A 24040-nucleotide genomic window follows, 5' to 3' on the forward strand; every position below is an offset into this window, starting at 1 on the left:
GAATACGGCTTACGGATGTCAGATTTCCCCAGTCGCCAACACCTTTTTCACCTCAGCGATGGCTTTGGTGACTTCAATATCGCGTGGGCAGGCGCTGGTGCAGTTGAAGTTGGTGCGGCAGCGCCAGACGCCAAAGGTATCGCCGACGACAGCCAGACGCTCGGCGGCGCCTTCATCGCGGCTGTCGTAGATAAAGCGGTGGGCCTGCACGATAGCCGCCGGACCGACGTATTTTTCGTTGGCCCAGAAGCTGGGGCAGGAGGTGGTGCAGCAGGCGCAAAGGATACATTTGGTGGTGTCGTCGAAGCGCGCCCGGTCTTCGGCCGATTGCAGGCGTTCACGGCCGTCGGCCGGCGGCGGCGAATCATTGATGAAATATGGCAGCACAGAGCGGTAATGCTCCATGAACGGCTCCATGTCTACGATCAGGTCTTTGATCACCCGTAAACCCAGAATGGGTTCTACCTGAATCGTCGCCGACCCGTTGCCACCACTTAGCCGCTGGACCAGCGTTTTGCAGGCCAGGGCATTGGCCCCATTGATGCGCACGGCGTCTGAACCGCACACGCCATGGGCGCAAGAGCGGCGCAAAGCCAGCGTGCCGTCCATTTCCCACTTCACCCGATGCAGCAGGTCTAGAACGGTGTCAGTTGGCAGCGCGTCGCTTAACGTATATTCCCCCCACCACGCTTTTTGGTCTTTCTCCGGGTTAAACCGGCGGATGCGTAAGTTGACTTGCATGATGTTGCTCCTGAAAGCTGTCGGCAATTGTCAATTGCCAATTGATAATTGACAATTGACAATTGTTAATCAGTATACTCTCGGCTTGGGTTCATACCGGCCCAATGTCACCGGTTTGTAATCCAGCTTGTATTCGCCTTCGCCAACCTTGTGGCAGAGGGTATGTTTGAGCCAATTAACGTCGTCGCGGTCGGGAAAGTCATCGCGGGCGTGCCCGCCACGGCTTTCCTGACGGGTCAGGGCGGATACGGCCGTTACCTCCGCCAGCTCCAACAAACAGCCCAATTCCCATGCCTCTAACAGTTCGCTGTTAAAAACCTTGCCTTTGTCTTGCACGCCAACATCTTGATAAGCCACCCGCAGCTTTTTCAGCTCGGCGATGCTGGCGCTGACCGTCTCTTTGGTGCGGAATACACTGACCCCTTCGGTCATCGTCGTTTGCATTCTATTGCGCACCTCGAACATCTTGGCGCTGCCCTGGTTGTGGCGGATGCGCTCAAACTCGGCGATGACTTCATCGGCGGCGTTGGCGGGCAGGGGCAGCAGATTGGCCTGCTGGCAGAACGCTGCCATATCCTTGCCGGCGCGTCGGCCAAAAACCACCAGGTCAGTCAGCGAGTTGGTCCCCAGGCGGTTGGCCCCATGCACCGAAACACAGGCGGCCTCGCCGGCCGCGTATAAACCGGGCAGCACCTTTTTGGCTGCATCCAAAATCACCCGCCCTTCCACGTCCGTGGGAATGCCGCCCATGGCGTAATGGGCGGTTGGCTGGATGGGCATGGGGTCTTTCACCGGGTCCACGCCCAGGTAGGTGCGCGTAAAGTCGGCGATATCCGGCAGCTTGGCCTCGATATCTTCGCGGGTAATGCGCCGCGTTTCACCATCTTTTGCAAAATAATGGTTCACTGTTTCTGGCCTGATGTCCAGATGGACATAATTTTTGCCGTCAATGCCGTTGCCCGCCTGGATTTCCAGGTAGATGGCCCGGCTTACCACGTCGCGGCTGGCCAGGTCCTTAATGGTTGGGGCGTACTTCTCCATAAAGCGTTCCCCTTTGCCGTTGATTAGCACGCCGCCCTCGCCGCGCACGCCTTCGGTGATGAGGATGCCCAGCTTAAAGATGCCGGTGGGGTGGAATTGGAAAAATTCCATGTCTTGCATGGGGATACCCCGGCGCAGGCAGATGGCCGCGCCATCACCGGTGAGCGAGTGGGCGTTGGAAGTTACCTGCCAGCAGCGGCCCCAGCCGCCGGTGGCAAACATCACCGCTTTGCTGTGGAATATGTGAAATTCGCCGGTGGCAATTTCAATGGCAACCACGCCGCGAATGGAGTCGCCGACGCGGATCAGGTCTACGACGTGAAATTCGTCGAAGAAGTTGACCTTTTGTTTGATGCACTGCTGGTAAAGGGTTTGCAGAATCATGTGGCCGGTGCGGTCGGCGGCGTGGCAGGCGCGCATGACCGGCTTTTTGGTCTCGTTGTTGGTGTGGCCGCCGAAGCGACGTTGGGAGATACGGCCGTTCGGGAACCGGTCGAACGGCAGCCCCATATGCTCCAACTCGATCACCACCTCAATGGCGTCCTGGCACAAAATATCCACCGCGTCCTGGTCGGCCAGGTAGTCCGAGCCTTTGACTGTATCAAAGGCGTGCCATTCCCAACGGTCTTCTTCCATATTGCCCAGGGCCGCGCCCACGCCGCCCTGCGCCGCTCCTGTGTGCGAACGGGTTGGATACAACTTAGAAAGCACCGCCACGTTGGCATTTTTGCTGGCATAAAGCGCCGCCATCAGCCCCGCGCCGCCTGCGCCAACGATCACTGCGTCGAATGTGTGTGTTTTCACATTGGCCATTGTCTTTAACCTCAATCTCCTAAAAAGGCTGCCGAATCAAAACTGGCAATCGCATAGCCGGCCCATAAGATGGTAATCACGGCAAAAACGGCCAGGAAGATGTTGATGACTTTCACGGCCCGCCGGTTGTGGATGTAATCTTCCAGCACATTGCGCAGCCCGTTGATGCCATGCGTATAAGCAAAAGCCAGCAGCAGCATGTCAAACGCCCGCCAGCCCCACGAATTCCACTGCTGGGCGACAAACTGAATGGTCAGATTATGGGAGCTGTTTAGCACGTGTTGAATCATCATGTGCCCCACAGCCAAAACCAGTAACGCTACCCCGGAGACACGCATAAACAAGAATGCGTAACGCTCCAGATTGGATTGAACCTGTACCTTACGGCGGGTGACGCCGGTAACATTTGCGGTTGTCATATCATATGCTCCTTTGGCGCACCTAGCGCGGCGGATAATCGCTGAGGCGCGGGAACTGCATCCAGGCGTCGCCCATGTGCTGCCAATGCCCAACCATGGAGATGAACATATAAATGGCGATGGGAACAAAAATAATCAGAAACAACCCCCAGGTAATCTGGGTAGACCTTTCCTGGTGTTTCCACAATTCTGGCTTGAAATCGAGGATTGAGATGCGAATGCCATTGAAGGCGTGGTAAAGCACAGCCCCCATCAGCGGGATTTCGCCCAGGGCAATAGGCGGCCATTTGAACAGGTCTATAGACCATTCATAAACGTGAGGTAGAAAATGGGCATTGGCGGTGTCCCAAACGTGGATCGTCAGGAACAGCAGGATGGCCAGACCGGAGATGCGATGCGCCACCCAACTCCAATGACCACTCCGGCCACGGTAGCGAATACTTTCGCGTATCGTCAGGCCAAGTGTTGACATAAGGCTTTCTCCTTTATATGAGGTGGGCTAATAAACCGGCTGAACTGGGGCGACTTTGTCTGGTACAGCAGCAGACAGTTGGGGATATGTCTGGTGTTTCGGGAAGATGTAACAAAATATGCCAAGTTTCAGCCATCGAATGAATTGTGACCACCGGGCCTGCGTCCTCTCTCTAGTGGCTGGAGACGCGCAAGGGGGTCAAATTCCTGGTTGGGAAAGATTTCACAGATTATAACACAGTTGCCCAAATGGGTAATGGGCGCAAGGGCGCAAGGGCGCATGGGCGCATGAACATACAAGTCTAATGGTTGCCGGGCATGGTGTGATATAATCACTGCTCTGAGATTATTTTTTGGGAGAGTAAGAGATGTCTGGACATTCAAAATGGTCGACCATTAAGCATAAAAAGGCGGCCACTGACAAAAAGCGGGGCAAAATTTTTACCCGGTTGGCTTCCGAACTCACGATGGCGTCCCGCGAAGGCGGTGGCGACCCCAGTTTTAACAACCGTCTGGCGCTGGCAGTGGAAAAGGCCAAAGCTTCGAACATGCCCAAAGACAACATTGAACGGGCCATCAAGCGGGGTACGGGCGAACTGGAAGGCAGCGAACTTCATGAAATGATGTATGAAGTCTATGGCCCCAACGGCATCGGCATCCTGGTGGAATGCCTCACCGATAATAAAAACCGGGCCGTCGCCGATTTACGCCACACCGTGAGCAAAAACGGCGGCAACATGGCCGATTCCGGTTCCGTCGCCTGGCAGTTCACCCGCAAAGGTTACATCGCCGTGGCTGATGTGGCCGATGAGGACGAATTATTTCTGGTGGCCGCCGACGCCGGCGCCGATGACATTCAGTTTAGCGAAGAAGGCGCCGAGATTTACGTGGAACTGGAACTGTTCGCTGCTGTGCGCGACGCTATCCAGGCCGCCGGCTTTAAGTTGGAAGAGGCCAACGTGTTGTATGACCCCAACGCGCCGTTGGAACTGGACCAGGGTGCGGCCGTGCAGGTGATGAATTTCATCGAGAAGATCGAAGACCTGGACGACGTGTTAAATGTCTATTCCACCCTGGACGTGACCGATGCCGCTCTGGCGGCCATGGATGCGGACTAAGCAGCTGTAAATGATGAACGATGAGTCAGGTCCTCATCATTCATCGTTCATCGTTACCTTATGCGTATTTTAGGATTAGATCCGGGCACAGCGACCACCGGGTATGGGATTATTGATGCAGCAGAAGACGGCCGTTTAACGGCCGTTTCTTTTGGCGCTATCGTCACCCCGCCGGACTCGCCCATGCCCTATCGCTTGCAGCAAATCCAACAAGAGCTGCAGCAATTGTTAGACGAGTACCAACCGGACACGGCCGGCATCGAAGAACTATTTTTTGGCCGCAATATCACCACCGCCATCACCGTAGGGCAGGCGCGGGGTGTGCTGCTGCTCACATTAGCCAACGCCGGTCTGTCCATTGGCGAATATTCGCCGCCCAAAATCAAAGAAGCCATCACCGGCTATGGCAAGGCGGACAAGGCCCAGATGCAAATGATGGTGCGCAACCTGCTGGACCTGGAAGAAACACCCCGCCCCGACGACGCCGCCGATGGCCTGGCCGTCGCCATCACCCATTACCAATATCAGCGACACGCCGCGCTTTACACTTAGTGATCATCTAGAAATTACATGGCCCAGATTGGACCAATCTCCCAGATTGGTCCAATCTAAAAAAACAGGAAGTTATTCTTAGACGATTACGTAGTTTGTTAGTTGGTTCATACCAACCAGCCAATTAAAACATTATGATCGCCAGTCTCAGTGGAACGATTCAGTTTATCGGTTCGGACCATCTTGTCATCAAGGTGGGCGGCGTGGGCGTGCGGGTGTTTGTGCCCAAGACGGTGCTGGAAGATGTGGGCGGCGTGGGGCGCAGCCTGACGCTGCATACCCACCTCATGGTGCGCGAACAAGACCTGTCTTTGTATGGCTTTAACAGCGCCGAAGACCTGCAATTGTTTGAGGTGCTGCTGAGTGTCAGCGGCGTTGGGCCAAAAATGGCGCTGGCGATTTTGTCTACGCTAAGCCCGGAATTGTTGAAGAGTTCCATTATGCGCGAGGAAACGGCCGTTCTGCAACGTGTCCCCGGCATCGGCAAGAAGACGGCCGAACGCATCATGTTCCAACTGCGCGACAAACTCGATCTCAGCCTGGGGGGAACGGCCGTACCCCTGGTTACAGATGTAGACGCCGATGTGATAGACATCCTCACCAGCCTGGGCTTCAGCATTGTCGAGGCGCAGTCTGCCCTGCAAAAATTGCCCCGCGAAGTGAAAAATGTAGACGAACGTGTGCAAATGGCCCTGCAATATTTAGACCAGGGTTAGCCGGCGTCGTGGGGTAATCAAGTCCTGGCAAAAACCGGTGCAAGAGGGAAGGGTCATGGCTAGAGAACGAATTGAACGCCTTTATTTTGTAACTGCTTCGGAGAACAAGTTCAACGATTATCAGTTTTTGCTGGGTAAATTTGTTGACTTATTCTGGTTTCCTCACACTGTGGAAGATGTGATCACCACTGACGTAGACATCCTCATCCGGCGCAAAGTGGAAGCCATCCGGCCCAAACTGCCCTACCTGCCCTTTCTCGTCGAACAAACCAACCTGATGATCCGCGCCTGGAAAAATTTACCGGGCAACGTGGCCGGACTTTTTATGGATGGCGTCGGGGCCGATGGTATTTGCAAGATGTTGGACGCCTTCCCCGACAGGTCGGCAACGGCCGTTACCAAGCTGGCTTACCATGCCCCCGATGACCGGGTATTGGTTTTTGCCGGTCAGCTCTCTGGAACCATCGCCCCAGCGCCACGCGGGCAGCAGGTGTTTGGCTGGGACGCCATCTTCATCCCCGACGGCCACGACCGCACCCTGGCAGAGATGAGTATGGAGCAGCGCAACAGCATTTCCACCCGGAAATTGGCGGTGGCGGCTTTTTATACGGCCGTTCTCGAAGACGAACAGGCCGACGCGCTGCTGCAAAACCGCATTCGCCTGCGCGAATTGATGGTGCGCTACTTCAACAAGACCGAACTGGAAACCCTCTGTTTCGACCTGGGCATAGACAAAGACAACCTGCCCACCGTCACCAAGCCAGAGATGTCCCAGGAAATCATCCTCTACTGCGAACGGCTCAATCTGATCCCCCGCCTGCTGGAACTTTGCCGCAGCCAGCGCCCCAACGCCGACTGGCCGGAAGCGCTATGACGTCCAAATAGCCAAAGAGGACGGCGCGCCGTCCTCTTTGGCTATTTGGGTTGTGGCTGGGTGGTTGGGTTACGCAGTGCGTAATTCGGGGATGCCCTCTTCGGATTGGCCGTTGGTATGGCTGGCCGGTTTGAGCGCGCCTTTTAGATAAGCGCCGCCAACGGGCAGGTAATCGTAGCCGTTGGCCACCAGCGAGGTGAAGTCGGAAATCATGCGACGGCCGTCAATCACCAAATAGGGCGCGCTGACCGTCGTTTCAATCGTGCGGGCGATACCGCGAAACTCTTCCCAATCGGTGGAAATAAAGACGGCATCGCTGCCTTCAATGGCCTCTCTGGCGGTTTGGTGATAGCTGATACGCTCGAACAGGTGGTTCTTTTCCGGGTTGAACCAATATTCCTGCGCCGCAGATGTCGCCAATGGATCAAAGGCGCGGATTTCGCCGACGCCGCGCCCCAGCAGCGCTTCGACCGCTTTGAGGGCGGCTGAGTCGCGCATGTCGTTGGTGCGTTTTTTGAAGGCCAACCCCAGCAGGGCCACGCGCTTGTTGTTAAAGTTGAAAGCGGCTTCGTGGACAGCGCGGTCTACCAGATACGTTTTCTGGAATTCGTTGATGTTGTAGACAGCCTGGAGCAAATCGGTGGAACGGCCGTTTTGGTTCAACTGGTAAATCAACGATTGGATGTCTTTGCCGAAGCAGCTTCCACCAGCCCCGTTGCTCACATAAGACCCCCACGTGCTGATGCGCGAATCGGCCGTGACGCCGATCTTCAGGTCTTCCATGCGAATGTTGGGGAAGGTTTCCGCCAGCCGTGCGCCGACGCCATTCCAGAAGGAGATATAGGTCAGCAGCAAGGTGTTGCCGGTGTACTTGATGGCTTCGGCCGTTTCCGGCGTTGTTTCCAGGTAGCGAATACGCACGTGGTTGACAAAGTGGGAATAGATGCGACGCAGAAGAACAAAATCCTCCTCGGTATCCGCGCCCACCACAACCCGGTCTGGCTTGCGTGAGCCATCCATGGCATTCCCTTGCGCCAGAAATTCCGGGTTGGAAGCCACGCCGAAGTTCTCTACGCCGTGCTGTTCCATCACGTTTTGCAGCAGGCGCACCGAACCTACCGGCACAGTGCTTTTGTTCACCAACAGCACCCGCTTTTTGTTCTGTCGCTGCGCCAGCAGCTCGGCGACGCTGTGGGCGGCGTTGAGATAGTAACTCAGGTCGGTGGAGCCATCCCGATTGGGCGGCGTATTCAGGCAAAAGAAGAAGATGTCGGTCCCTTCTGCCAGGTGGGTGATGTCGGTGGTGAAGAACAGGTAGCGATCTATATTTTCGGCAATGGCCGCGGCCAGACCTGGCTCGTTGACATAACGTTCGATTTGGGCCGCCTGGCCCGTTTTATAAGCGTTGATACGCTTCTCGTCAATGTCGTAAGCCCACACTTCGTGGCCATATTCAGACAAAACAGCCGCATGGGGCGCCCCACGAAACCAGTGCCAACTACGATTATTTTCATCAAACTACTCCTTAAATGAATGGGAGACAGGTCCAGCCATGCGCCCCATTTTGTTGATCGTTGTGTCTTAAGATACGCGATTTACCTTAGTCTTGCCAACTTACATTGGTACTTAATCTATACGTTTCGCCGATAAGCTGAAAGTTGTTAGCTTTTGACTATCAACTCTCAACTATCAACTTTGCCGCCTGACGGCCGATTTCCACTGCGTAATTGGTGCCCCGGTCCCAGGGGTAAACCTGGCTCATGCTGGCGAAATAGAGGCCAGGAAGCGGCGTTTGCAGGTCGGGGATGTGGGCTGAATGGTGGAGCAGCGGCACGGGTTGGGCATATTTCTCGCGGAAGACCCAGCTTCGGCGCACCCAATCGGGGCGGAAATCGGGGTTGAATTGGGTGAGGACGCCGGTGAAAAGGTGGGTCAATTCCTCGTCGCTCATCTGGAAATAGGCGTGGTCGGGCGCAACGTAATCGCCGCAATAGATGATGTGGTCGCCACCGTAATGCTCGCGGCTGATGTAATTGGTGTGTTCTACCAGGGCCAGGAAGGGGACGGTGTTCTGGCTTTTGTCGGGTGAACTGGAAGGGATGTTAAGCCAATAGGTGAGGTGGTCGGGGAGTAACGGCCGTTTTAACGCCAACGTCAGCACCACTGCGCCCATGCTCTTCAGATTAAGAAGCTGCCCCAGATAATCGGCCGGCAAATCGGGCGCCAGCCGGGCTAACAAATGAGGCGATGTGGTGGCCAGAACGCGGTCAAAGGGCGCTTCGCCGGCGGCGGTGGTGGGGGTGGTGAGGGTGAGACGGCCGTTCACCGTCTGGGCAATATGGCTGACCGGCGTATTGAGCAAAATCTGGCCGCCACGCTGTTGGACAACGGCCGTTAACTGGTCAATAAACGCCTGGAAACCGCCCACAAAATAGCCCAGTTTCGGTGTGCGCACATGCAGCCGCGCCCACATCCAAGCCATATTCACCTCCTGATAATAAGGCCCAAACTTACCGATCAGGAGCGGCCGCCAGGTCGTCTGGTAGATTTTGTCGCCATACCAGCGGCGCAGCCAGGCATCGGCCGTCTGCTGCTCCAACCGGCGCCACGGCTCCGTAAAGCGCAAATAGGCGCTGACCAGGCCAAAGCGGGCCACGTCCAACAAATTGAAGCCGGGAAAGGTAATCCAACGCCAGGGGGAATCGAAGGGCACGATTTTCCCATCATACATGACCGAGGTCGTGGGGCGAGGAAAAAACAACTTATCGTTGAAACCAAGTTCATCCACCAGTTGAATGATGGCCTTATCCGACTGGAAAATGTGGTGGTAAAACTTCTCCAGCGGCCAGTCCCAGTTCTGGTCCTTAAACCCAGACGCCAGCCCGCCTGTATGGTCAGTAGCTTCGTAGAGCGTTACCTGATGTCCGGCGGCCAACAAGTCATAGGCCGCCGACAGACCGGCAACCCCGGCTCCAATGATGGCTATCTGCATAAGTGTGTGTCCTTTTGGGGTTCCGTATTCCGTGTTCCGTATTCCGTGTTCGGCTCACGGCTCACGGCTTTCCTTCATCTCCGCCGCCTTGCCGATGTCCGCCCAGCTCAGCCCTTCGCGGAGCATGTAATAGAAGCCCAGCAGGGTGATGGGCAGCCACAGGGCGGCGTGCAGGACCAGGGTATAGGCGGCGGCCGTGTTGGCCGGCACGCTGTACAATTTCAGCACTTCGATGCCTGGCGTGTCAAACGTGCCCACATAGCCGGGGGCGGATGGCAGAGTCGTCGCCAGATTGACCACGCCGTTCATCAGCATCAGAGCAAAAAACGTCACCTGAAAGTCGAAGGCGTGCATCACAAACCAATATTTCACCGTCTCCAGCAGCCAGATGACGATGGAGGTGAAAAAGATCATCAACACATTGCGGAAACTGCGCAGCGATTCCAGCCCGGCGAGAAACCGTTGCAAAATACCAAGCAGGCTGCTGCGCCCTTTTTCACTGAGCAAATTGCCGGTCAGCCCTAAACCCCACTGCGCCAACCGGTAAAACCGGTCCGGCATGGCTGCCAGAGTAAAAAAGACAACCAGAGCGATAAAAAAAGCGGCGCTGGCAAAGATGACGGTGGCGCGCACAGTGGTATTGTCGCCGGGAATGGGGGTGAAGGGGAGGGCGACAAAGACAAAGATGAGCATAACCAGCCCATCAAACACACGCTCAACAATCACCGTGGCCAGACTGGCGCTCATCGGCACTTCTTCGCGCTGATAGAGGACAAAGGAACGCAGCACTTCACCGGCGCGAAAGGGGTAGACATTGTTGCCCATGTAACCGATGACCACGACAGGAAAGAGGCGACGCACTGGAATGTGCTTCAGCGGCCGCAGCATATAATCCCAGCGCCAGGTGCGCGCCCAGACGGCCACAAAGTAGACGGCCACGCTGGGCAGCAGCCACCAGTAGTTGGCGGTACGCACGTCGGCCCAAACTTCGGCCAGCTCCAGCCCATCCAGGGCCACCCACAAAAAAAGAGCGCTGATGAGAACGGCCGCGCCCAGCCACAGAGTTCGTTTGTTCAAAATGCGCCTCGGAGTTGGATGGTTGGATAGTTTGTTGGTTTGTTTCGTTCGGTCCACAAACCAACCAGCCAACTATCTATCTTACACGCCTATGGCGTGAAAGGCGCAATTGTATCAGGTTGGGAAGGGAAGGGGAACGGGGGAAACGGCCGTGCCCCCGCCCTACGGCAGCACAGGAGACAGAGAAGCCCTCTATCCCTGTGTTCAATCATCTTCCAAAGTGAGCTGCGTTAAGAACAGCCCAGATACCAGCAGGGATTATCTTGCACGCCGTTGATACGGATTTCAAAATGAATATGCGGCCCAGACGAATTGCCGGTATTGCCGCTTAACCCAATCACATTACCCTTGTAGACAATCTGGCCCGGCGAAACATTAATTCCGCTGAGATGGGCGTAAAACGTCTCGAACCCGTTGCCATGATTGACGACGATTAGATTGCCATAGCCATACACATTCCAACCCGCATAGGTCACCGTGCCTGTATCGGCCGCATATACCGGCGAGCCATCACCCAGGGCGATGTCCAGACCAGGATGCCCATACCAGAAGTATTGGCTGAAATTACGGCCGTTCACCGGGTATTGGAAAGATCCCGTGCCCACAATCAGCGGTTTAATGCTGCTGCCCTCGCGGGACGTGCCGCCCACCGACGCCAGGTCTGGCGGCGTCCAGACGAACACCTCGCGCACCGCGCCAGGGACCATAATCTTGCTTTCGGCATAGAGGCGGTAAGGAAACTCCAGGTTGTTACTTTCGTAGGCGACAATATCTTCCACTGGAATGGCATACTGTTCCGCGATGCGCTCCAGCGTATCGCCAGGCTGAACATCGTGCAGCACGCCATCTATGGGCAAAATGATGATCTCCACGCCAGTTTGCAGCAGGCTGGCCTCCTGGCTTAGCTGTGGATTCCCGCCCAACAGGGTCTCGGTTTTGATGCCAAAACGTTCGGCGATGCCGTTGGGCGTATCACCGCGCTGTACCACGTATATCTGGAACGTGTGCTGCGGTTGTTCGCCCTGATAGGTGTGGGCGTTAAAGTTGGGGTCCAGGCTGCCATCTTGGATGACCGGCAAATCACCGGTGGCAAAGTCATACAGCGTTTGTTGAGGGGGGTTGTTGGTCTGGGGTAGGGTCGTTATGCTGGCCGGTTGGCCTGCGGCAACGGCCGTATCCCCTGCTGTTTCTGCCAACCCACCAGCTAAACCGGCGCGCCAACCAAAAAAGAGAAAGGCCGTCACAACCAGCAGCACCACATAACCGCCGACTCTCTCGGCGAGGCTTCTTTCTTCATCCATAATCTTCTTCCCTTAAGCGACGTGGATGCTACCATAAAGCATTAGAAGCGCAAAAGCGGGCCAGGGAGACCTGACCCGCTTTCTCTATAACCGTTCAGAATAGAGGAACGGCCGTTTACAACCAGTCACCTCAGCTGCTACATCATATCTTTCGTCAAAGATTCCAAAAATTCATAGTTCGTCTTTGTGCCGCGCATCCGTTGGAACACGGCCGACGTGGCGCTGCTGATGTCGTAGCCGGGCGTATCCATCAGGTGGCCCAACATCCGGCGCATGGTATACACCCGCGCCAACTCATCGCCAGACAGCAGCAAATCTTCACGACGGGTGCTGGAACGTTCAATATCATACGCCGGGAAAATGCGCCGCTCTTGTAAACGACGGCTGAGCAGCAGTTCCATGTTGCCTGTGCCCTTAAACTCTTCGTAAATGACGTCGTCCATGCGGCTGCCAGTATCCACCAGGCAAGTGGCGATGATCGTCAGGCTGCCCCCCTCTTCCAAATTACGCGCCGCGCCAAAAAAGCGCTTGGGCGGATACAAAGCGGAAGGATCAAGGCCACCAGATAGTGTACGGCCGCTCGGCTGCACCGTCAGGTTATAAGCGCGAGCCAGACGGGTGATGGAATCTAACAAGATAATCACATCGCGTCCACCTTCTACCAGACGTTTGGCCCGTTCCAGAGCCATTTCCGCCACCCGGCAGTGCTGGCGCACCGGTTCATCAAAGGTAGAACTAACCACTTCCCCTTCAATCGAACGCTGCATGTCGGTGACTTCTTCAGGGCGCTCGCCGATCAAAGCCACCATCAAATGAACGTCACTGTAGTTTTCCAGGATGCCATTCGCCATGTCCTTCAGCACCGTCGTTTTACCAGATTTAGGCGGAGAAACAATCAGGCCGCGCTGCCCGCGACCAATAGGAGCAATCAGGTCAAGCAAGCGCGTAGACAAGATGTTGGGGTTTGTTTCCAGTTTTAACTTTTGGTCAGGGAAGATGGGGGTTAAATGTTCATAACGCGGCCGTTTTTTGGCTAGCTCGGGACTCATGCCATTAACGGTCTCAACGCGCAGCAAACTGTAATACTTTTCGTTCTCTTTAGGGACCCGCACCTGACCCAGCACCATATCGCCATTACGCAGACCTAAACGACGGATTTGGGAGCTGGAGACGTAAATGTCTTCGGCGCCGGGCAGGTAATTATGGGAGCGCAAGAACCCCATATTCTGTTTGTCATCTTCGACGATTTCTAAAACGCCGCCGCGAAAGTCTAGCCCTTCCGATTCTGCGTTGACCCGCATTATGTGAAAAACCAGGTCTTGCTTTTTCATTGTGCTAAAGCCAGTTACGTTTTTTTCACGAGCGATGTCGCGTAACTCGCCAATTTTCAGTGCTTCAAGCTCTGCGATATCCATCCTATACTCTCCAATTCACGTGTTTAGCGATTGGTAGCAACACGCCACCTTCGTTGAATGTGGGCATCACATCATAAATTCGCCAGAAATTTGGGAACTAAATGCTTGAGGTAAGTGGGGCATGATAAGGGTTTGGCCCCACAAAACCGTCGCGTGGTTTTAAAAGGTTAAGCAGTAAGATACTCCAAATGTGTCGTGAAGTCGCTCAATCCACCCTATTTGCGTGCAGCTAGTCTTGCCGTTGTTAACCAAGATGGGGATTTGTATGCCATAAACCAGATCAGGCTGATGAACCTGTTGTGTCAATCATCTTTCGTGGTGAGGACATATACACGGAAACCACTCTGGTGGTGAAAAAAAGTATAACATGCCCCCTGGTAAGCGTCAATGAATTTAATTATTTCTAACCCCCTCTATTCACCTCCAGCTGATCTTCAGCCATAAACTCGTGCAATTTTTCTATCAGGCCGCGATTGCCGGCAAAAAATGGCGTGCGCTGATGAGGCTCGGTGGGCACAATGTCTAAGATGGGTCGCTGCCCGTCGGTGGCCGACCCACCGGCTTGTTCCATCAAAAAGGCCAGCGGCGCGGCTTCATACAGCAGGCGAATTTTGCCGTTAGGTTTGCCGGTTTCGGCCGGGTAACAAAAGATTCCGCCGCGCAGCAGATTGCGATGGAAATCGGCCACCAGTGAGCCGATGTAGCGCGCCGACAGGGACGGCGGGGAATCTGGCTCCTGGCCTTGCAGCCAACGGAGATATTTCTGTACGCCGGGAGACCAACGGCCGTAATAAGCGCTGTTCATGCTAATATAACCCGGCGGCTCCGGGGCCATCATATTCTTGTGCGACAGCAAAAACTCGCCAATCTCCGGGTCCAGCGTAAAACCATGCACCCCATTGCCTGTACTGTAAACCATCATCGTGCTGGAGCCAAACAAAATGTAGCCAGCAGCAACCAGGTTCCGCCCCGGCTGCAACACATCTTCCACCCGGCCGCGCCGTTCCATGTCTATACAGCGGTAAACGCCAAAAATTGTGCCGATGCTGACATTTACATCTATGTTCGAGGAGCCGTCCAACGGATCATACACCAGGACATAGCTGCCTTTTTCATAACGCGCCGGAATGGTCAGCAGCTCTTCATGCTCTTCCGAGGCCATAATGCACAAACGTCCCGTGTGGTCGCAGAGGCGGTAAATGACGCTGTCGGCATAGACATCGAGCTTTTGTTGGTCTTCTCCCTGGACGTTGATGGCTCCGACGCGCCCCAGAATATCTACCAGACCAGCGCGATTGACTTTGTGGGCAATCATTTTGGCGGCTAAAGCCAGATCATACAACAAGCCGGTAAGATCGCCTTTGGCATATTGGGGCTGGTTGTCGAGAATAAAGCGTTCAATCGTCGTGATTTGCGACATGACTCGCACTCCTTGCTATGGTTCGCTCGGAAAAATGGGAATAGTGGGATTAGTGGTCGTCAGAAAATTGTCGGAACGATATCAATCAAATGGTTAACATAACCAGATAGTAGGCCATCATAACAGACCAGAGAACAGAATCAATACGGTCTAATGCGCCCCCGTGAACGCCAAAAATGGCGCCAGAATCTTTCACTTTGGCTTCGCGTTTCAGCAAGGAGATGCCCAAATCGCCTAGTGGGCTGACGATAGAAGCTAACAGACCCAAGATAACGGCCGTCGCCCAGGGAAGCTGCAAAAAATAAGCAAACAACAGGGTCATCAACGTGCCGAGAACAATTCCACCGCCATAACCTTCTACTGTCTTGTTGGGGCTGAGGCGCGGCGAAAGCGGATGCCGCCCCAAAACCTTGCCGGCCATGAACTTGCCAACCAGATACGCCCCCGAATCGGCCGCCCAGGTGCTAACCAACGCCAGAATTGTCCACTGCCAGGCGGCCGTTTCCAACCCACGCAGGCGCAAGAAATGGCTGCCAATCCAACCCAACAACAGCACCCCACCCAGCATCGCCATCCAATCCATAGGCGCCGTATCGCTCTGGCGGCTTTCGTACAACCACAGAACGTAAGCCAGCATGACGAGTAAACTGACAACAATACCCAACTCAATCAACGGGGTGTTGGGCCACTGGCCGTTGAGAAGCTGCAACAGTACGGCCGGCGTTAAAATCCACAAGGAAACATGCAGTCCCATGCGCTGCATCATCTGACCAAATTCATAAGCGGCCAGCACGATGATGAGGGTAATGGGCACAAAGTAGAACCACCCGCCCAGATAAACCAGGTAAAGCGAGAGAGGGCCAAGCGTAAGAGCAATGAGGGCGCGCTGCCACAACATAGGGGCACAGAGTTCCTGATCAGGTTTAGGTTTCTTCTGTTACCAGACCAAAGCGACGCTCGCGGTGATTATAGGTGACTATCGCGTCGTACAGTTCTTCCCGGCCGAAATCCGGCCAATAGGTGGCAGGGGCGTAATATTCCGCGTAGGCAGCCTGCCAGATCAGGAAGTTGCTGACACGCAGTTCACCACTGGTGCGAATCACCAGGTCGGGGTCTGGCAGGCCAGCGGTAAACAGGTAAGAGCTAAACATCTCTTCGGTTAGTTCATCTGGCGCAACGCCATCAGCCAAAATTTGTTTGATGGCGTGCAGGATTTCGGCGCGGCCGCCGTAATTGAAAGCGACATTGAGGATCAGCGTTTTATTATCTTTGGTTAGCTCGATGGCCCGGCGTACTTTGTCTTGTAGTTTGGGGTCAATGCCGGTAAGGTCGCCTAAGTGATGCAGGCAAACGCCCTGAGCACACAGATCGCCAATCTCCTGGTCTAAAACACGGGCAATAATGCGCATCAGCCCGCGCACTTCTTTTTCTGGCCGGCCCCAATTTTCGGTGGAGAAGGCGTAAATGGTGAGAATTTGAACGCCAAATTCGACGCAGGCATTGATGACGCGGCGCAGGTTTTCGGCGCCTTGTCTATGCCCGGCCTGCCGGGGCAGGCTACGCTGACGCGCCCAACGGCCGTTCCCATCCATAATAATCGCAATGTGTGTGGGCACACGATACCCGGTGAGGTCGAGCGATGACTGCGGTCTGGCTCCCATACCTTAAACTTCCATTATCTCGGCTTCTTTCTTCTCGCTAATCGCGTCAATTTCTTTGATGTATTTATCGGTTAGCTCTTGCAACTCATCCTGACTGCGGAAAAAATCATCTTCAGAGATCATTTTTTCTTTTTCGAGATCACGCAAATCATTTAAGGCATCGCGGCGCACGTTGCGCGCCGCCACTTTGGCTTCCTCTACCCGGCGGCCAACCAGGCGGCTCAGATCACGGCGGCGCTCTTCGGAGAGGCGCGGCAGATTGAGGCGGATGATCTTGCCGTCGTTGTTGGGCATAATGCCCAGGTCCGATTTCAGCAGGGCGCGCTCGATGGCCGAGATGGATTTGGCGTCATACGGCCGTATCGTCAACTGCTGCGGTTCGGGAACCGAAATCACCGCCATCTGGTTCAGGGCCATCTCCACGCCATACATCTCCACAATGATCTTGTCCAACAAATGGGGAGACGCTCTACCTGTCCGAAAAGCAGCCAAATCAGCCTGCAGCGAGGTGATTGCGCCGCGCATACGGCTTTCAGCATCTTGCAATACTTCACGAATCATTTGAACCTCCGTTAGCTGCTATGCGCCAGCAATAAAGAGTCGGGCATTTGCCGTTCAATGATACCACGACAAGCTATGTGTTCATACTGCTGGTTTTTTTTAGATGTTACAGATCGTGGTCCCAACAGTTTCGCCAGAAAGCAGCCGCCTGACAGCGCCGTTCTGCCACAGGTTAAGGACGACGATGGGCATGTTGTTGTCCATACAGAGGGAAACGGCCGTGCTGTCCATCACCCGCAGCCGCAAATTCAGGAAATCAATGTAAGAAATCCGGTCAAAACGGCGCGCCGCCGGGTTTTTCACCGGGTCGTCATCGTAGATAGCATCCACTTTGGTCGCCTTGATCAGCACATCGGCGTTAATTTCCATGGCTCGCAAAGCCCCGGCCGAATCTGTGGTGAAGTAAGGGTTGCCCGTGCCGCCGCCAAAAATAACCACCCGCCCCTTTTCCAGGTGGCGCATGGCGCGCAAACGGATGTACGGTTCGGCCACCGTGCGCATTTCAATGGCTGTTTGCACCCGCGTTACCACGCCCAACCGCTCCAGCGCGTCTTGCAAGGCCAGCGCATTCATCACCGTGGCAATCATACCCATGTGGTCGGCTGTAGAGCGCTCCATGCCATGTTCCATGCCAATGGAACCGCGCCACAAGTTGCCGGCGCCAATGACCACAGCCACTTCAACGCCGATATCTTGCACACCTTTCACCACCTCGGCCATCTCGGCCGCGCGCTGCGGATCAATGCCAAAACCGCTGGGGCCGCTCAGGGATTCCCCACCCATCTTCAGCAGGACTCGTTTGTATTTGGGTTCGCTCATGTTGGTTTACACTCGAGAGAAAGGCGAGAAAAAAGGGCGTTCTCAGGAACGCCCTTTTAACAAGTTTGTTTAGAGCGCTTCGCCCAATTCATAACGGGCAAAGCGGCGAATTTTGATATTTTCGCCGGTGGTGCGGATGGCGTCCGTCACCATGTCTTTAATTTTGATGCTGTCGTCTTTAACAAACGGCTGCTCCAGCAGACAAAACTCTTCATAGAACTTGCTCAGACGGCCGCTGACAATTTTGTCTACAATCGCTTCCGGTTTACCTTCGGCCAACGCCTGATTGCGCAATACTTCCAACTCGCGGTCCAGGTCTTCCCGCGGCACGTCTTCGACGTTCATATAGCGAGGACTCATGGCGGCAATGTGCAAGGCCAGGTTGTGCGCCAGTTCACGAAACTGATCATTACGGGCGACGAAATCGGTCTCGCAGTTCAGTTCCACAATAACCCCAACCCGGTTGCCCGGATGGGCGTACAATTCAATCATGCCTTCGTTGGCTTGCCGATCGGCGCGTTTGGCAGCGCGAGCCGCGCCTTTTTCGCGCAGCAAATCGGCGGCTTTGTCGAAGTCGCCATCGTGGGCTTCCAGGGCTTTTTTGGCTTCCAGAACGCCAGCGCCGGTGGCTTCGCGCAGCTCTTTGACCATTTGTGCTGTGATATTCATAACGAAACGTGTCTCCTAATTCTGTTACTTGGTTAGACCTGGCAGGTTTTTGGCAACCTGCCAGGTCTTAATGGCATTTGATCCTCTACAAGCCCTACTCGTTTTCTTCATCCAGACTAAAGTCGCTATCAACGTCGTCGTCATCGGCGAGCAGCACGGCTGCTTCGTCCAGGACGTCATCATCGGTTTCTTCTACGCCCCGAATTTTAGCCAGGGTAGAAGCGCCTAAGAGGATTTCGTCGTCTATGTCTTCGACGCCGTCATAATCTTTTTCGTAGGCGTATCTGTCGTAATCGGTGATGGCTTCGACCAGGGTGTCTTTGCGCATGGCCCGACCTTCGAGGGCGGCGTCGGCCATTTTGCCCACGATGAGCTTGATGGCGCGGATGGCGTCGTCGTTGGAGGGGATGATGTAATCAATGGGGTCGGGGTTGCTATTGGTATCTACCACGCCGATGACGGGGATTTTGAGGATGTTGGCTTCACGCACGGCCGTTTCCTCATAGTTCACGTCTACCACAAACATCAATGCCGGCAGCCCACGCATCTTGCGAATACCGCCCAGACGCAGGTTGAGCTTTTCAATGACGCCTTCCAGTTGCAAGCGTTCTTTCTTTTTCAGCAAATCAAACTCGCCGGCGTCGCGGCGTTTTTCCAGCTTGTCCAGGTAGGTGATGCGCTGGCTGATGGTGGACCAGTTGGTCAACGTGCCACCCAACCAGCGGTCATTGACGTAAGGCTGCTGCCCACGCGCCGCTTCGTGGGCGACAGTGTCTTGCGCTTGCCGCTTGGTACCGACAAACAAGACCTCGCCGCCATTGGCGACGGCGTCGCGCACCAGGTTGTAAGCGTCCTCAATGAGAACAATCGTCTGCTGTAAATCTAAAATGTGAATACCATTGCGCTCGGTAAAGATATAGGGCTTCATTTTGGGGTTCCAGCGACGGGTGCGGTGCCCAAAGTGAACGCCTGTTTCTAAAAGCGCTTTCATAGAAACAACGGCCATGGGGTAATTCTCCTTTTAATTGTGTTTTTCTTCCATACCCATCAATCCGGCGCGGAGCTTGCCAGGCCTATATGGTGTGACCGGGTCTTGGGGAGGCCAGACGGCCGTTAATCCCCAGCACAACATAACGCAAGCACACCCGTTCCAGTCCGAGTATGTGTAAGATGTAAAATCAATTGCCCATAAACATACGGGAATCTGCCACAAGGCAGCCTACGGATTATAACGAATGCCAATTTTCGCGCAAATGGCGTTATTTCCAGCGCGTCAGTATCACTTCACGCTGGAATAATCGGACGCTCAGATACACCAACAGGCTGTCTGCCACCAGCAAAATAGCCGCCATCCACACCACCAGCGTCGCATTCACCAGCAGCCAGCCCACCGATTGCCCTATCAGCAGGAAAATAATGGGCAAAATCACCAGGGCCGACAACTGCTCGGCGACACGCGGGTCTGTCACCCGCGACGAGACCATCACCGCCACTGTAACGGCAAACAGCGTCAGCAGTGGGCTGACGACAAAAATGGCTAACAACCACATGGGGTCCATCGCCCTGGCGAACACCGCTGCGCTCACCATAAAGCGAGCGCCGATGATATAGATGATGAAAGCCAGCCACGTTACAGCGACGGCTGGTACGCACGCCGCCACCATTTTGCCCACCAATAATTCGGTGGTGGTGATGGGCGTTGCCAGCAGCGGCTCCAGGCTGCGGGCCGTTTTTTCGCCGACGATGCTGTAGGCGGCGATGGTGACGGGGATGGCTACCGGCAGAATCATGAACATGAGGGTGTAGAGGTTGAGCATGTAGACGGCCGTACAGTCCAATTCCGATAAACCGATGCACATATCGCCAAAAAATTGCAGCGTTTCGGCGTCCACGTTGTTGACTTCGTTGGGTAATTGGTTGGTGAAGTAGAGCGTCAGCAGCGGCAGCGCCGTGAGGATGAGCGGCAAAAAGGCGACGGTAAACAAGACCAGCCGATTTTTAAACACCTCGGCCCACTCTTTACGGATGATGGTTGTTATCTTTTGCATAGCAGTCTGCCTTTCAATCGGTCATTCAGTCTGGTTGACCAGCTGCAGGTAAATGTCTTCTAGCGAATGGCGCAGTTCACCGACAAAGCGCAGGTTGGCCCCGGCCTGCACTAACAGGCGGATAAGGTCCGGGTTGTGGCTTTCAGGGTCATCCAGGGCGACGATGAGCTTGTTTTCGATGGCTTCGCTGCGATGCAGGTAGGGCAGGTTTTGCAGGAGGGGGAGGTAGGCAACGGCCGTTTCCGCCAAATGAAACACCACCTGCCGCCCATACAACTGCTGCCGCAATCCGGCCGTTGTATCCACCACCCGCAGCCGCGTCTTGAACACCGCCAACCGGTTGCACAGCCGTTCCGCCTCGTCCAGATTATGGGTACAGATAAAAATCGTGCGGCCCTGCTCGCTCAGCTCCTCAATAAAGTCGCGCACCAGTTTGGCCGCCTCCGGGTCTAAGCCCGACGTGGGTTCATCCAGAAAGAGGATGCGCGGCTCGTGCAGCAGCGCGCGGGCGATGGCTAATTTTTGCCGCATCCCCTTACTAAAAGTGCCCGCCTCGTCGTGGCGGCGTTCCCACAGCCCCAACATCCGCAGGTACTTCTCCACCTGGCCAGGCACGTCTTTCACCTCATACAGCGTGGCAAAAATCGTCATATTGCGCCAGGCAGACAGGCGATCATACAGGCCCGGCGTTTCTGTTAGGATGCCCACGTTGCGCCGGATTTCCTGGTCGTCCCGGCCCACCTGGTAGCCCATCACGGCAGCCGTACCACCGGTGGGGGCGATGAGGCTGGTCAGCATCCGCACTGTCGTCGTTTTGCCGGCCCCGTTTGGGCCTAAAAAGCCGAACACTTCACCTTCACCAATCTCTAAAGTCAGGCGGTCTACGGCCAGATGTTCGCCAAATTTTTTGGTTAAATTTTCTGTTCTAATCATCAGACTTCTCGTCAAATGTTATATACGCGCAAAGGGCATAATCTGACATTTTGTCACCTTGTCAGATGTCACCTTGTCACCTTGTCAAGTATATCTACTCTTTTCCAGGGTATCGTCGGAAAATGGGCCGGCGTGGGGTTGGATGGGCGCGGGCGGCGGCAGCGGCTCCAATTCTGGCTCCACCGGTTCCGGCGTGCGCAGCCAAAAGATGATGCCCAGGCTCAGCAGGGCCATCACGCCGATTAACGCTTCGGTGATGTAGACGTTCCAGGTAACAACGGCAACCACCGCCACAAAATTCAGCAGGGTATGCCACAGAATGGAAAGCCCCAGCCAGCCAATTTGCCGCCGCACAAAAGCCTGCATCACCAACAACGACATCGCCAGGTGGGCGGTGATGGCAAACAAGCGCTCCAGCGCCCCCATCATCACCAGGGCGAAAGGGGCGTCTAACATGGCGGTAATTTGGGTTTGCACCAATCCCATCTGGTCGGCGGGGACCATGCTTGGCAACTGCCCCTGGCTCATAGCGCCCAAGACGATGGCGTTGGCGCCAACGGATGCCCCGACGAGGATAGATTCGATCCCACCGTGGCCGGCGCCCAACATCAGGCCGGTTCCCCAGGTACGGGCATCCCTGGCCCAAAAACGGTAGGTGAGGTAACGCGCGCCTTCTTCAAAGACGCCGGCCGACAGCCCCAAAAACAGGGCCAGGATGATGAGGTTGGCGAGGACGGCCGTATCCGTCGGCAGCAGTTCCCAGCGCTGCAACACCAACCAGTTGAAGGGGATGTGCAGCACCTGCGAGCCAATAAAAGTCACCATACCAATGAGGTACAAACCCCAGCTAGCCCGCCGTTTCCGGTGAATCCACCAACCGGCCACCAGCGGCATCGCCACCATCAAGAACGCACTTAAATAATAAAACCAAAAAGCGATCACTTTTTTGTCACCTTGCTATCTTGTCGGCTATAGTGTACCAGAATATACCGCAAATTCTTACGATCTGAGGAGGTCTCATCATGGAACAACAAGGCCTGACACTACCGACCGTGAGCGAACTTGAAGCGCTCATTGATACCATAGACTTCAACAGCCTGCGCCAGATATTGGCCGACATTCATCCGGCCGACATTGCCGATTTGCTCGACGGCTTGCCGCCAGAAAAAGCGGTGATTGTCTTTGAACTGCTCTCGATTGAAGTAGGCAGTGAGGTGTTGGACGAAACCGGCAGCCTGGTGCGCCAGGAACTGCTGGAAAGAGTAGATGAAGAAAAACTGGCCGACCTGCTCGACGAGCTGCCCACAGACGACGCCGCTGAATTTCTGGACGATTTGCCCAACGACGTGTCTGACCGGTTGATCATGCTGATGGAGCCAGAGGAAGCGGCCGAAGTTCAGGAGCTGCTCGGCTATCAGGATGAAACGGCCGGCCGCCTGATGACCCGCGACGTGGCAGCCTTGCGCCGCTTCTGGACGGTAGACGAAACGCTGCAATATCTGCGCACCCTGCAAGACGCTGAATCGCTGCATTATCTGTACGTGGTAGACCGGGACGACCGGCTGATTGGCGTTGTGCCGCTGCGTGAACTGCTGCTGGCCTCGGCCGACACGCCGATTGATCACATTATGAACGACCAGGTGGTGGCCGTGACAGTGACGGCCGACCAGGAAGAATTGGCCGAAATGGTCGCTCGCTACGACTTTTATTCCATGCCGGTGGTGGATGAAGACGGCCGTTTCCTCGGCGCTGTCACCCATGATGACGTCATTGACGTTCTGGAAGAAGAAGCCACCGAAGACATCCAACGGCTGGGTGGTTCCGAACCGTTGGACCAACCTTACTTCGCCGTCTCCGTCCTGCAAATTGTGCGCAAACGCATTGGCTGGCTGCTCCTGCTTTTTATCGCGTCAACCCTCACCGGCACAGTGATCAATGTTTTCCAGGAAGATTTACAAGAGGTCATCATCCTCTCTCTCTTTATCCCGCTCATTATTGGTACGGGGGGTAACGCCGGCTCACAAACCGTTGCCACCATCATCCGCGCCATCACCCTGGACGAAGTGCGCATGAGCAACCTGTGGCAGGCGATGAAGCGCGAAATCTCTGTCGGCCTGCTGCTGGGTCTGGCCATGACCGGCGTGGGACTGCTGCGCGCCTTCACCTGGGGCGCTGGTTTCGAGATTGCTCTGGTGGTTGGTCTCACCCTGGCAGCCGTTGTTGTTTGGGCAACCACGGTGGCCACGGTGGTCCCCATCTTGGCCGACCGCTTTCATATTGATCCCACCGTTATCAGCGGCCCGATGATTACCACCATCGTAGACGCCACCGGCCTGTTGATCTACTTCTCGCTGGCAAAATTAATCCTGGGCCTTTAAAGCGCCGACCATTCAACACCC

23 protein-coding genes and 1 pseudogene are annotated in these 24040 nt (G+C 55.2%); 5 read left to right on the top strand and 19 right to left on the bottom strand.

Annotated features, from left to right (window positions below; genetic code table 11):
* Positions 1-18 precede the first annotated feature (18 nt).
* The 4 genes from IPM39_02995 to sdhC all read right to left on the bottom strand — a co-directional run bounded on the left by IPM39_02995 (position 19) and on the right by sdhC (position 3486).
* Positions 19-741, bottom strand: a complete 723-nt coding sequence (locus IPM39_02995) for a succinate dehydrogenase iron-sulfur subunit (protein MBK8985038.1) — start codon at positions 739-741, stop codon at positions 19-21.
* A gap of 69 nt (positions 742-810) precedes the next feature.
* Positions 811-2595, bottom strand: a complete 1785-nt coding sequence (locus IPM39_03000; protein ID MBK8985039.1) for a succinate dehydrogenase flavoprotein subunit — start codon at positions 2593-2595, stop codon at positions 811-813.
* 11 nt (positions 2596-2606) lie between these two features.
* A complete protein-coding gene (locus IPM39_03005) occupies positions 2607-3014 on the bottom strand; it encodes a succinate dehydrogenase (protein ID MBK8985040.1) in 408 nt (135 codons plus the stop codon).
* A gap of 22 nt (positions 3015-3036) precedes the next feature.
* A complete protein-coding gene (gene sdhC / locus IPM39_03010; protein ID MBK8985041.1) occupies positions 3037-3486 on the bottom strand; it encodes a succinate dehydrogenase, cytochrome b556 subunit in 450 nt (149 codons plus the stop codon).
* 367 nt (positions 3487-3853) lie between these two features.
* Between sdhC and IPM39_03015 the strand changes: the two genes are divergently transcribed.
* The 4 genes from IPM39_03015 (at position 3854) to IPM39_03030 (ending at position 6745) form a co-directional block, all read left to right on the top strand.
* The gene (locus IPM39_03015) at positions 3854-4603 is read left to right on the top strand and encodes a YebC/PmpR family DNA-binding transcriptional regulator (protein ID MBK8985042.1); all 750 of its coding nucleotides are present in this window, start codon (positions 3854-3856) and stop codon (positions 4601-4603) included.
* Between the two features lie 60 nt (positions 4604-4663).
* Positions 4664-5155, top strand: a complete 492-nt coding sequence (gene ruvC, locus IPM39_03020; GenBank protein ID MBK8985043.1) for a crossover junction endodeoxyribonuclease RuvC — start codon at positions 4664-4666, stop codon at positions 5153-5155.
* 134 nt (positions 5156-5289) lie between these two features.
* Positions 5290-5871, top strand: coding sequence for a Holliday junction branch migration protein RuvA (ruvA, locus tag IPM39_03025; protein MBK8985044.1), 582 nt, complete (start codon positions 5290-5292; stop codon positions 5869-5871).
* A 55-nt stretch (positions 5872-5926) separates the two neighbouring features.
* The gene (locus tag IPM39_03030; GenBank protein MBK8985045.1) at positions 5927-6745 is read left to right on the top strand and encodes a non-canonical purine NTP pyrophosphatase; all 819 of its coding nucleotides are present in this window, start codon (positions 5927-5929) and stop codon (positions 6743-6745) included.
* 69 nt (positions 6746-6814) lie between these two features.
* Here IPM39_03030 and IPM39_03035 read toward each other — a convergent pair.
* The 15 genes and pseudogenes from IPM39_03035 to IPM39_03105 form a co-directional block, all read right to left on the bottom strand.
* Positions 6815-8259: pseudogene (locus IPM39_03035) on the bottom strand (UDP-glucose/GDP-mannose dehydrogenase family protein).
* A gap of 161 nt (positions 8260-8420) precedes the next feature.
* Positions 8421-9737 (bottom strand): NAD(P)/FAD-dependent oxidoreductase, encoded by a 1317-nt coding sequence (locus IPM39_03040; GenBank protein MBK8985046.1) that lies wholly within the window; start codon positions 9735-9737, stop codon positions 8421-8423.
* Positions 9738-9791: 54 nt separating this feature from the next.
* Positions 9792-10814 carry a flippase-like domain-containing protein gene (locus IPM39_03045; GenBank protein ID MBK8985047.1) on the bottom strand — a complete coding sequence of 341 codons (1023 nt, stop codon included), beginning with the start codon at positions 10812-10814 and terminating at the stop codon, positions 9792-9794.
* A gap of 230 nt (positions 10815-11044) precedes the next feature.
* A complete protein-coding gene (locus IPM39_03050; GenBank protein ID MBK8985048.1) occupies positions 11045-12115 on the bottom strand; it encodes a peptidoglycan DD-metalloendopeptidase family protein in 1071 nt (356 codons plus the stop codon).
* Positions 12116-12252: 137 nt separating this feature from the next.
* Complete coding sequence (rho, locus tag IPM39_03055; protein ID MBK8985049.1) at positions 12253-13530, bottom strand: transcription termination factor Rho; 1278 nt, start codon at positions 13528-13530, stop codon at positions 12253-12255.
* Positions 13531-13933: 403 nt separating this feature from the next.
* The gene (fbp, locus tag IPM39_03060; GenBank protein MBK8985050.1) at positions 13934-14950 is read right to left on the bottom strand and encodes a class 1 fructose-bisphosphatase; all 1017 of its coding nucleotides are present in this window, start codon (positions 14948-14950) and stop codon (positions 13934-13936) included.
* Between the two features lie 85 nt (positions 14951-15035).
* A complete protein-coding gene (locus IPM39_03065; GenBank protein ID MBK8985051.1) occupies positions 15036-15848 on the bottom strand; it encodes a phosphatidate cytidylyltransferase in 813 nt (270 codons plus the stop codon).
* Positions 15849-15873: 25 nt separating this feature from the next.
* Positions 15874-16611 (bottom strand): di-trans,poly-cis-decaprenylcistransferase, encoded by a 738-nt coding sequence (gene uppS / locus IPM39_03070; GenBank protein ID MBK8985052.1) that lies wholly within the window; start codon positions 16609-16611, stop codon positions 15874-15876.
* A 3-nt stretch (positions 16612-16614) separates the two neighbouring features.
* Complete coding sequence (gene frr / locus IPM39_03075; protein MBK8985053.1) at positions 16615-17172, bottom strand: ribosome recycling factor; 558 nt, start codon at positions 17170-17172, stop codon at positions 16615-16617.
* Between the two features lie 99 nt (positions 17173-17271).
* Positions 17272-17991 carry a UMP kinase gene (locus IPM39_03080; GenBank protein MBK8985054.1) on the bottom strand — a complete coding sequence of 240 codons (720 nt, stop codon included), beginning with the start codon at positions 17989-17991 and terminating at the stop codon, positions 17272-17274.
* Positions 17992-18060: 69 nt separating this feature from the next.
* Positions 18061-18660 carry a translation elongation factor Ts gene (gene tsf, locus IPM39_03085; GenBank protein ID MBK8985055.1) on the bottom strand — a complete coding sequence of 200 codons (600 nt, stop codon included), beginning with the start codon at positions 18658-18660 and terminating at the stop codon, positions 18061-18063.
* Between the two features lie 94 nt (positions 18661-18754).
* A complete protein-coding gene (gene rpsB / locus IPM39_03090) occupies positions 18755-19666 on the bottom strand; it encodes a 30S ribosomal protein S2 (GenBank protein ID MBK8985056.1) in 912 nt (303 codons plus the stop codon).
* Between the two features lie 253 nt (positions 19667-19919).
* The gene (locus tag IPM39_03095; GenBank protein ID MBK8985057.1) at positions 19920-20708 is read right to left on the bottom strand and encodes an ABC transporter permease subunit; all 789 of its coding nucleotides are present in this window, start codon (positions 20706-20708) and stop codon (positions 19920-19922) included.
* Positions 20709-20729: 21 nt separating this feature from the next.
* Positions 20730-21641: an ABC transporter ATP-binding protein gene (locus tag IPM39_03100; protein MBK8985058.1), complete on the bottom strand. Its 912-nt coding sequence runs from the start codon at positions 21639-21641 to the stop codon at positions 20730-20732.
* 84 nt (positions 21642-21725) lie between these two features.
* On the bottom strand, positions 21726-22583 hold the full coding sequence (locus IPM39_03105) for a YhfC family intramembrane metalloprotease (GenBank protein ID MBK8985059.1): 858 nt from the start codon (positions 22581-22583) through the stop codon (positions 21726-21728).
* A gap of 80 nt (positions 22584-22663) precedes the next feature.
* Between IPM39_03105 and mgtE the strand changes: the two genes are divergently transcribed.
* Positions 22664-24019, top strand: coding sequence for a magnesium transporter (gene mgtE / locus IPM39_03110; GenBank protein MBK8985060.1), 1356 nt, complete (start codon positions 22664-22666; stop codon positions 24017-24019).
* The last annotated feature ends 21 nt before the right edge of the window (positions 24020-24040 follow it).

It is taken from the genome of Candidatus Leptovillus gracilis, from assembly GCA_016716065.1.
In the GTDB taxonomy this organism is placed as follows: domain Bacteria; phylum Chloroflexota; class Anaerolineae; order Promineifilales; family Promineifilaceae; genus Leptovillus; species Leptovillus gracilis.

Excerpts from the sequence above, each read along its gene's own strand:
- IPM39_03000 (MBK8985039.1), bottom strand. The coding sequence starts at position 2,595 with ATGGCCAATGTGAAAACACACACATTCGACGCAGTGATCGTTGGCGCA.
- fbp (MBK8985050.1), bottom strand. The coding sequence starts at position 14,950 with ATGTCGCAAATCACGACGATTGAACGCTTTATTCTCGACAACCAGCCC.
- IPM39_02995 (MBK8985038.1), bottom strand. The coding sequence starts at position 741 with ATGCAAGTCAACTTACGCATCCGCCGGTTTAACCCGGAGAAAGACCAA.
- IPM39_03030 (MBK8985045.1), top strand. The coding sequence starts at position 5,927 with ATGGCTAGAGAACGAATTGAACGCCTTTATTTTGTAACTGCTTCGGAG.
- IPM39_03095 (MBK8985057.1), bottom strand. The coding sequence starts at position 20,708 with ATGCAAAAGATAACAACCATCATCCGTAAAGAGTGGGCCGAGGTGTTT.
- IPM39_03065 (MBK8985051.1), bottom strand. The coding sequence starts at position 15,848 with ATGTTGTGGCAGCGCGCCCTCATTGCTCTTACGCTTGGCCCTCTCTCG.
- IPM39_03050 (MBK8985048.1), bottom strand. The coding sequence starts at position 12,115 with ATGGATGAAGAAAGAAGCCTCGCCGAGAGAGTCGGCGGTTATGTGGTG.
- IPM39_03080 (MBK8985054.1), bottom strand. The coding sequence starts at position 17,991 with ATGAGCGAACCCAAATACAAACGAGTCCTGCTGAAGATGGGTGGGGAA.
- tsf (MBK8985055.1), bottom strand. The coding sequence starts at position 18,660 with ATGAATATCACAGCACAAATGGTCAAAGAGCTGCGCGAAGCCACCGGC.
- IPM39_03015 (MBK8985042.1), top strand. The coding sequence starts at position 3,854 with ATGTCTGGACATTCAAAATGGTCGACCATTAAGCATAAAAAGGCGGCC.
- IPM39_03040 (MBK8985046.1), bottom strand. The coding sequence starts at position 9,737 with ATGCAGATAGCCATCATTGGAGCCGGGGTTGCCGGTCTGTCGGCGGCC.
- uppS (MBK8985052.1), bottom strand. The coding sequence starts at position 16,611 with ATGGGAGCCAGACCGCAGTCATCGCTCGACCTCACCGGGTATCGTGTG.
- sdhC (MBK8985041.1), bottom strand. The coding sequence starts at position 3,486 with ATGTCAACACTTGGCCTGACGATACGCGAAAGTATTCGCTACCGTGGC.
- rpsB (MBK8985056.1), bottom strand. The coding sequence starts at position 19,666 with ATGGCCGTTGTTTCTATGAAAGCGCTTTTAGAAACAGGCGTTCACTTT.
- IPM39_03005 (MBK8985040.1), bottom strand. The coding sequence starts at position 3,014 with ATGACAACCGCAAATGTTACCGGCGTCACCCGCCGTAAGGTACAGGTT.
- ruvA (MBK8985044.1), top strand. The coding sequence starts at position 5,290 with ATGATCGCCAGTCTCAGTGGAACGATTCAGTTTATCGGTTCGGACCAT.
- IPM39_03100 (MBK8985058.1), bottom strand. The coding sequence starts at position 21,641 with ATGATTAGAACAGAAAATTTAACCAAAAAATTTGGCGAACATCTGGCC.
- mgtE (MBK8985060.1), top strand. The coding sequence starts at position 22,664 with ATGGAACAACAAGGCCTGACACTACCGACCGTGAGCGAACTTGAAGCG.
- ruvC (MBK8985043.1), top strand. The coding sequence starts at position 4,664 with ATGCGTATTTTAGGATTAGATCCGGGCACAGCGACCACCGGGTATGGG.
- frr (MBK8985053.1), bottom strand. The coding sequence starts at position 17,172 with ATGATTCGTGAAGTATTGCAAGATGCTGAAAGCCGTATGCGCGGCGCA.
- rho (MBK8985049.1), bottom strand. The coding sequence starts at position 13,530 with ATGGATATCGCAGAGCTTGAAGCACTGAAAATTGGCGAGTTACGCGAC.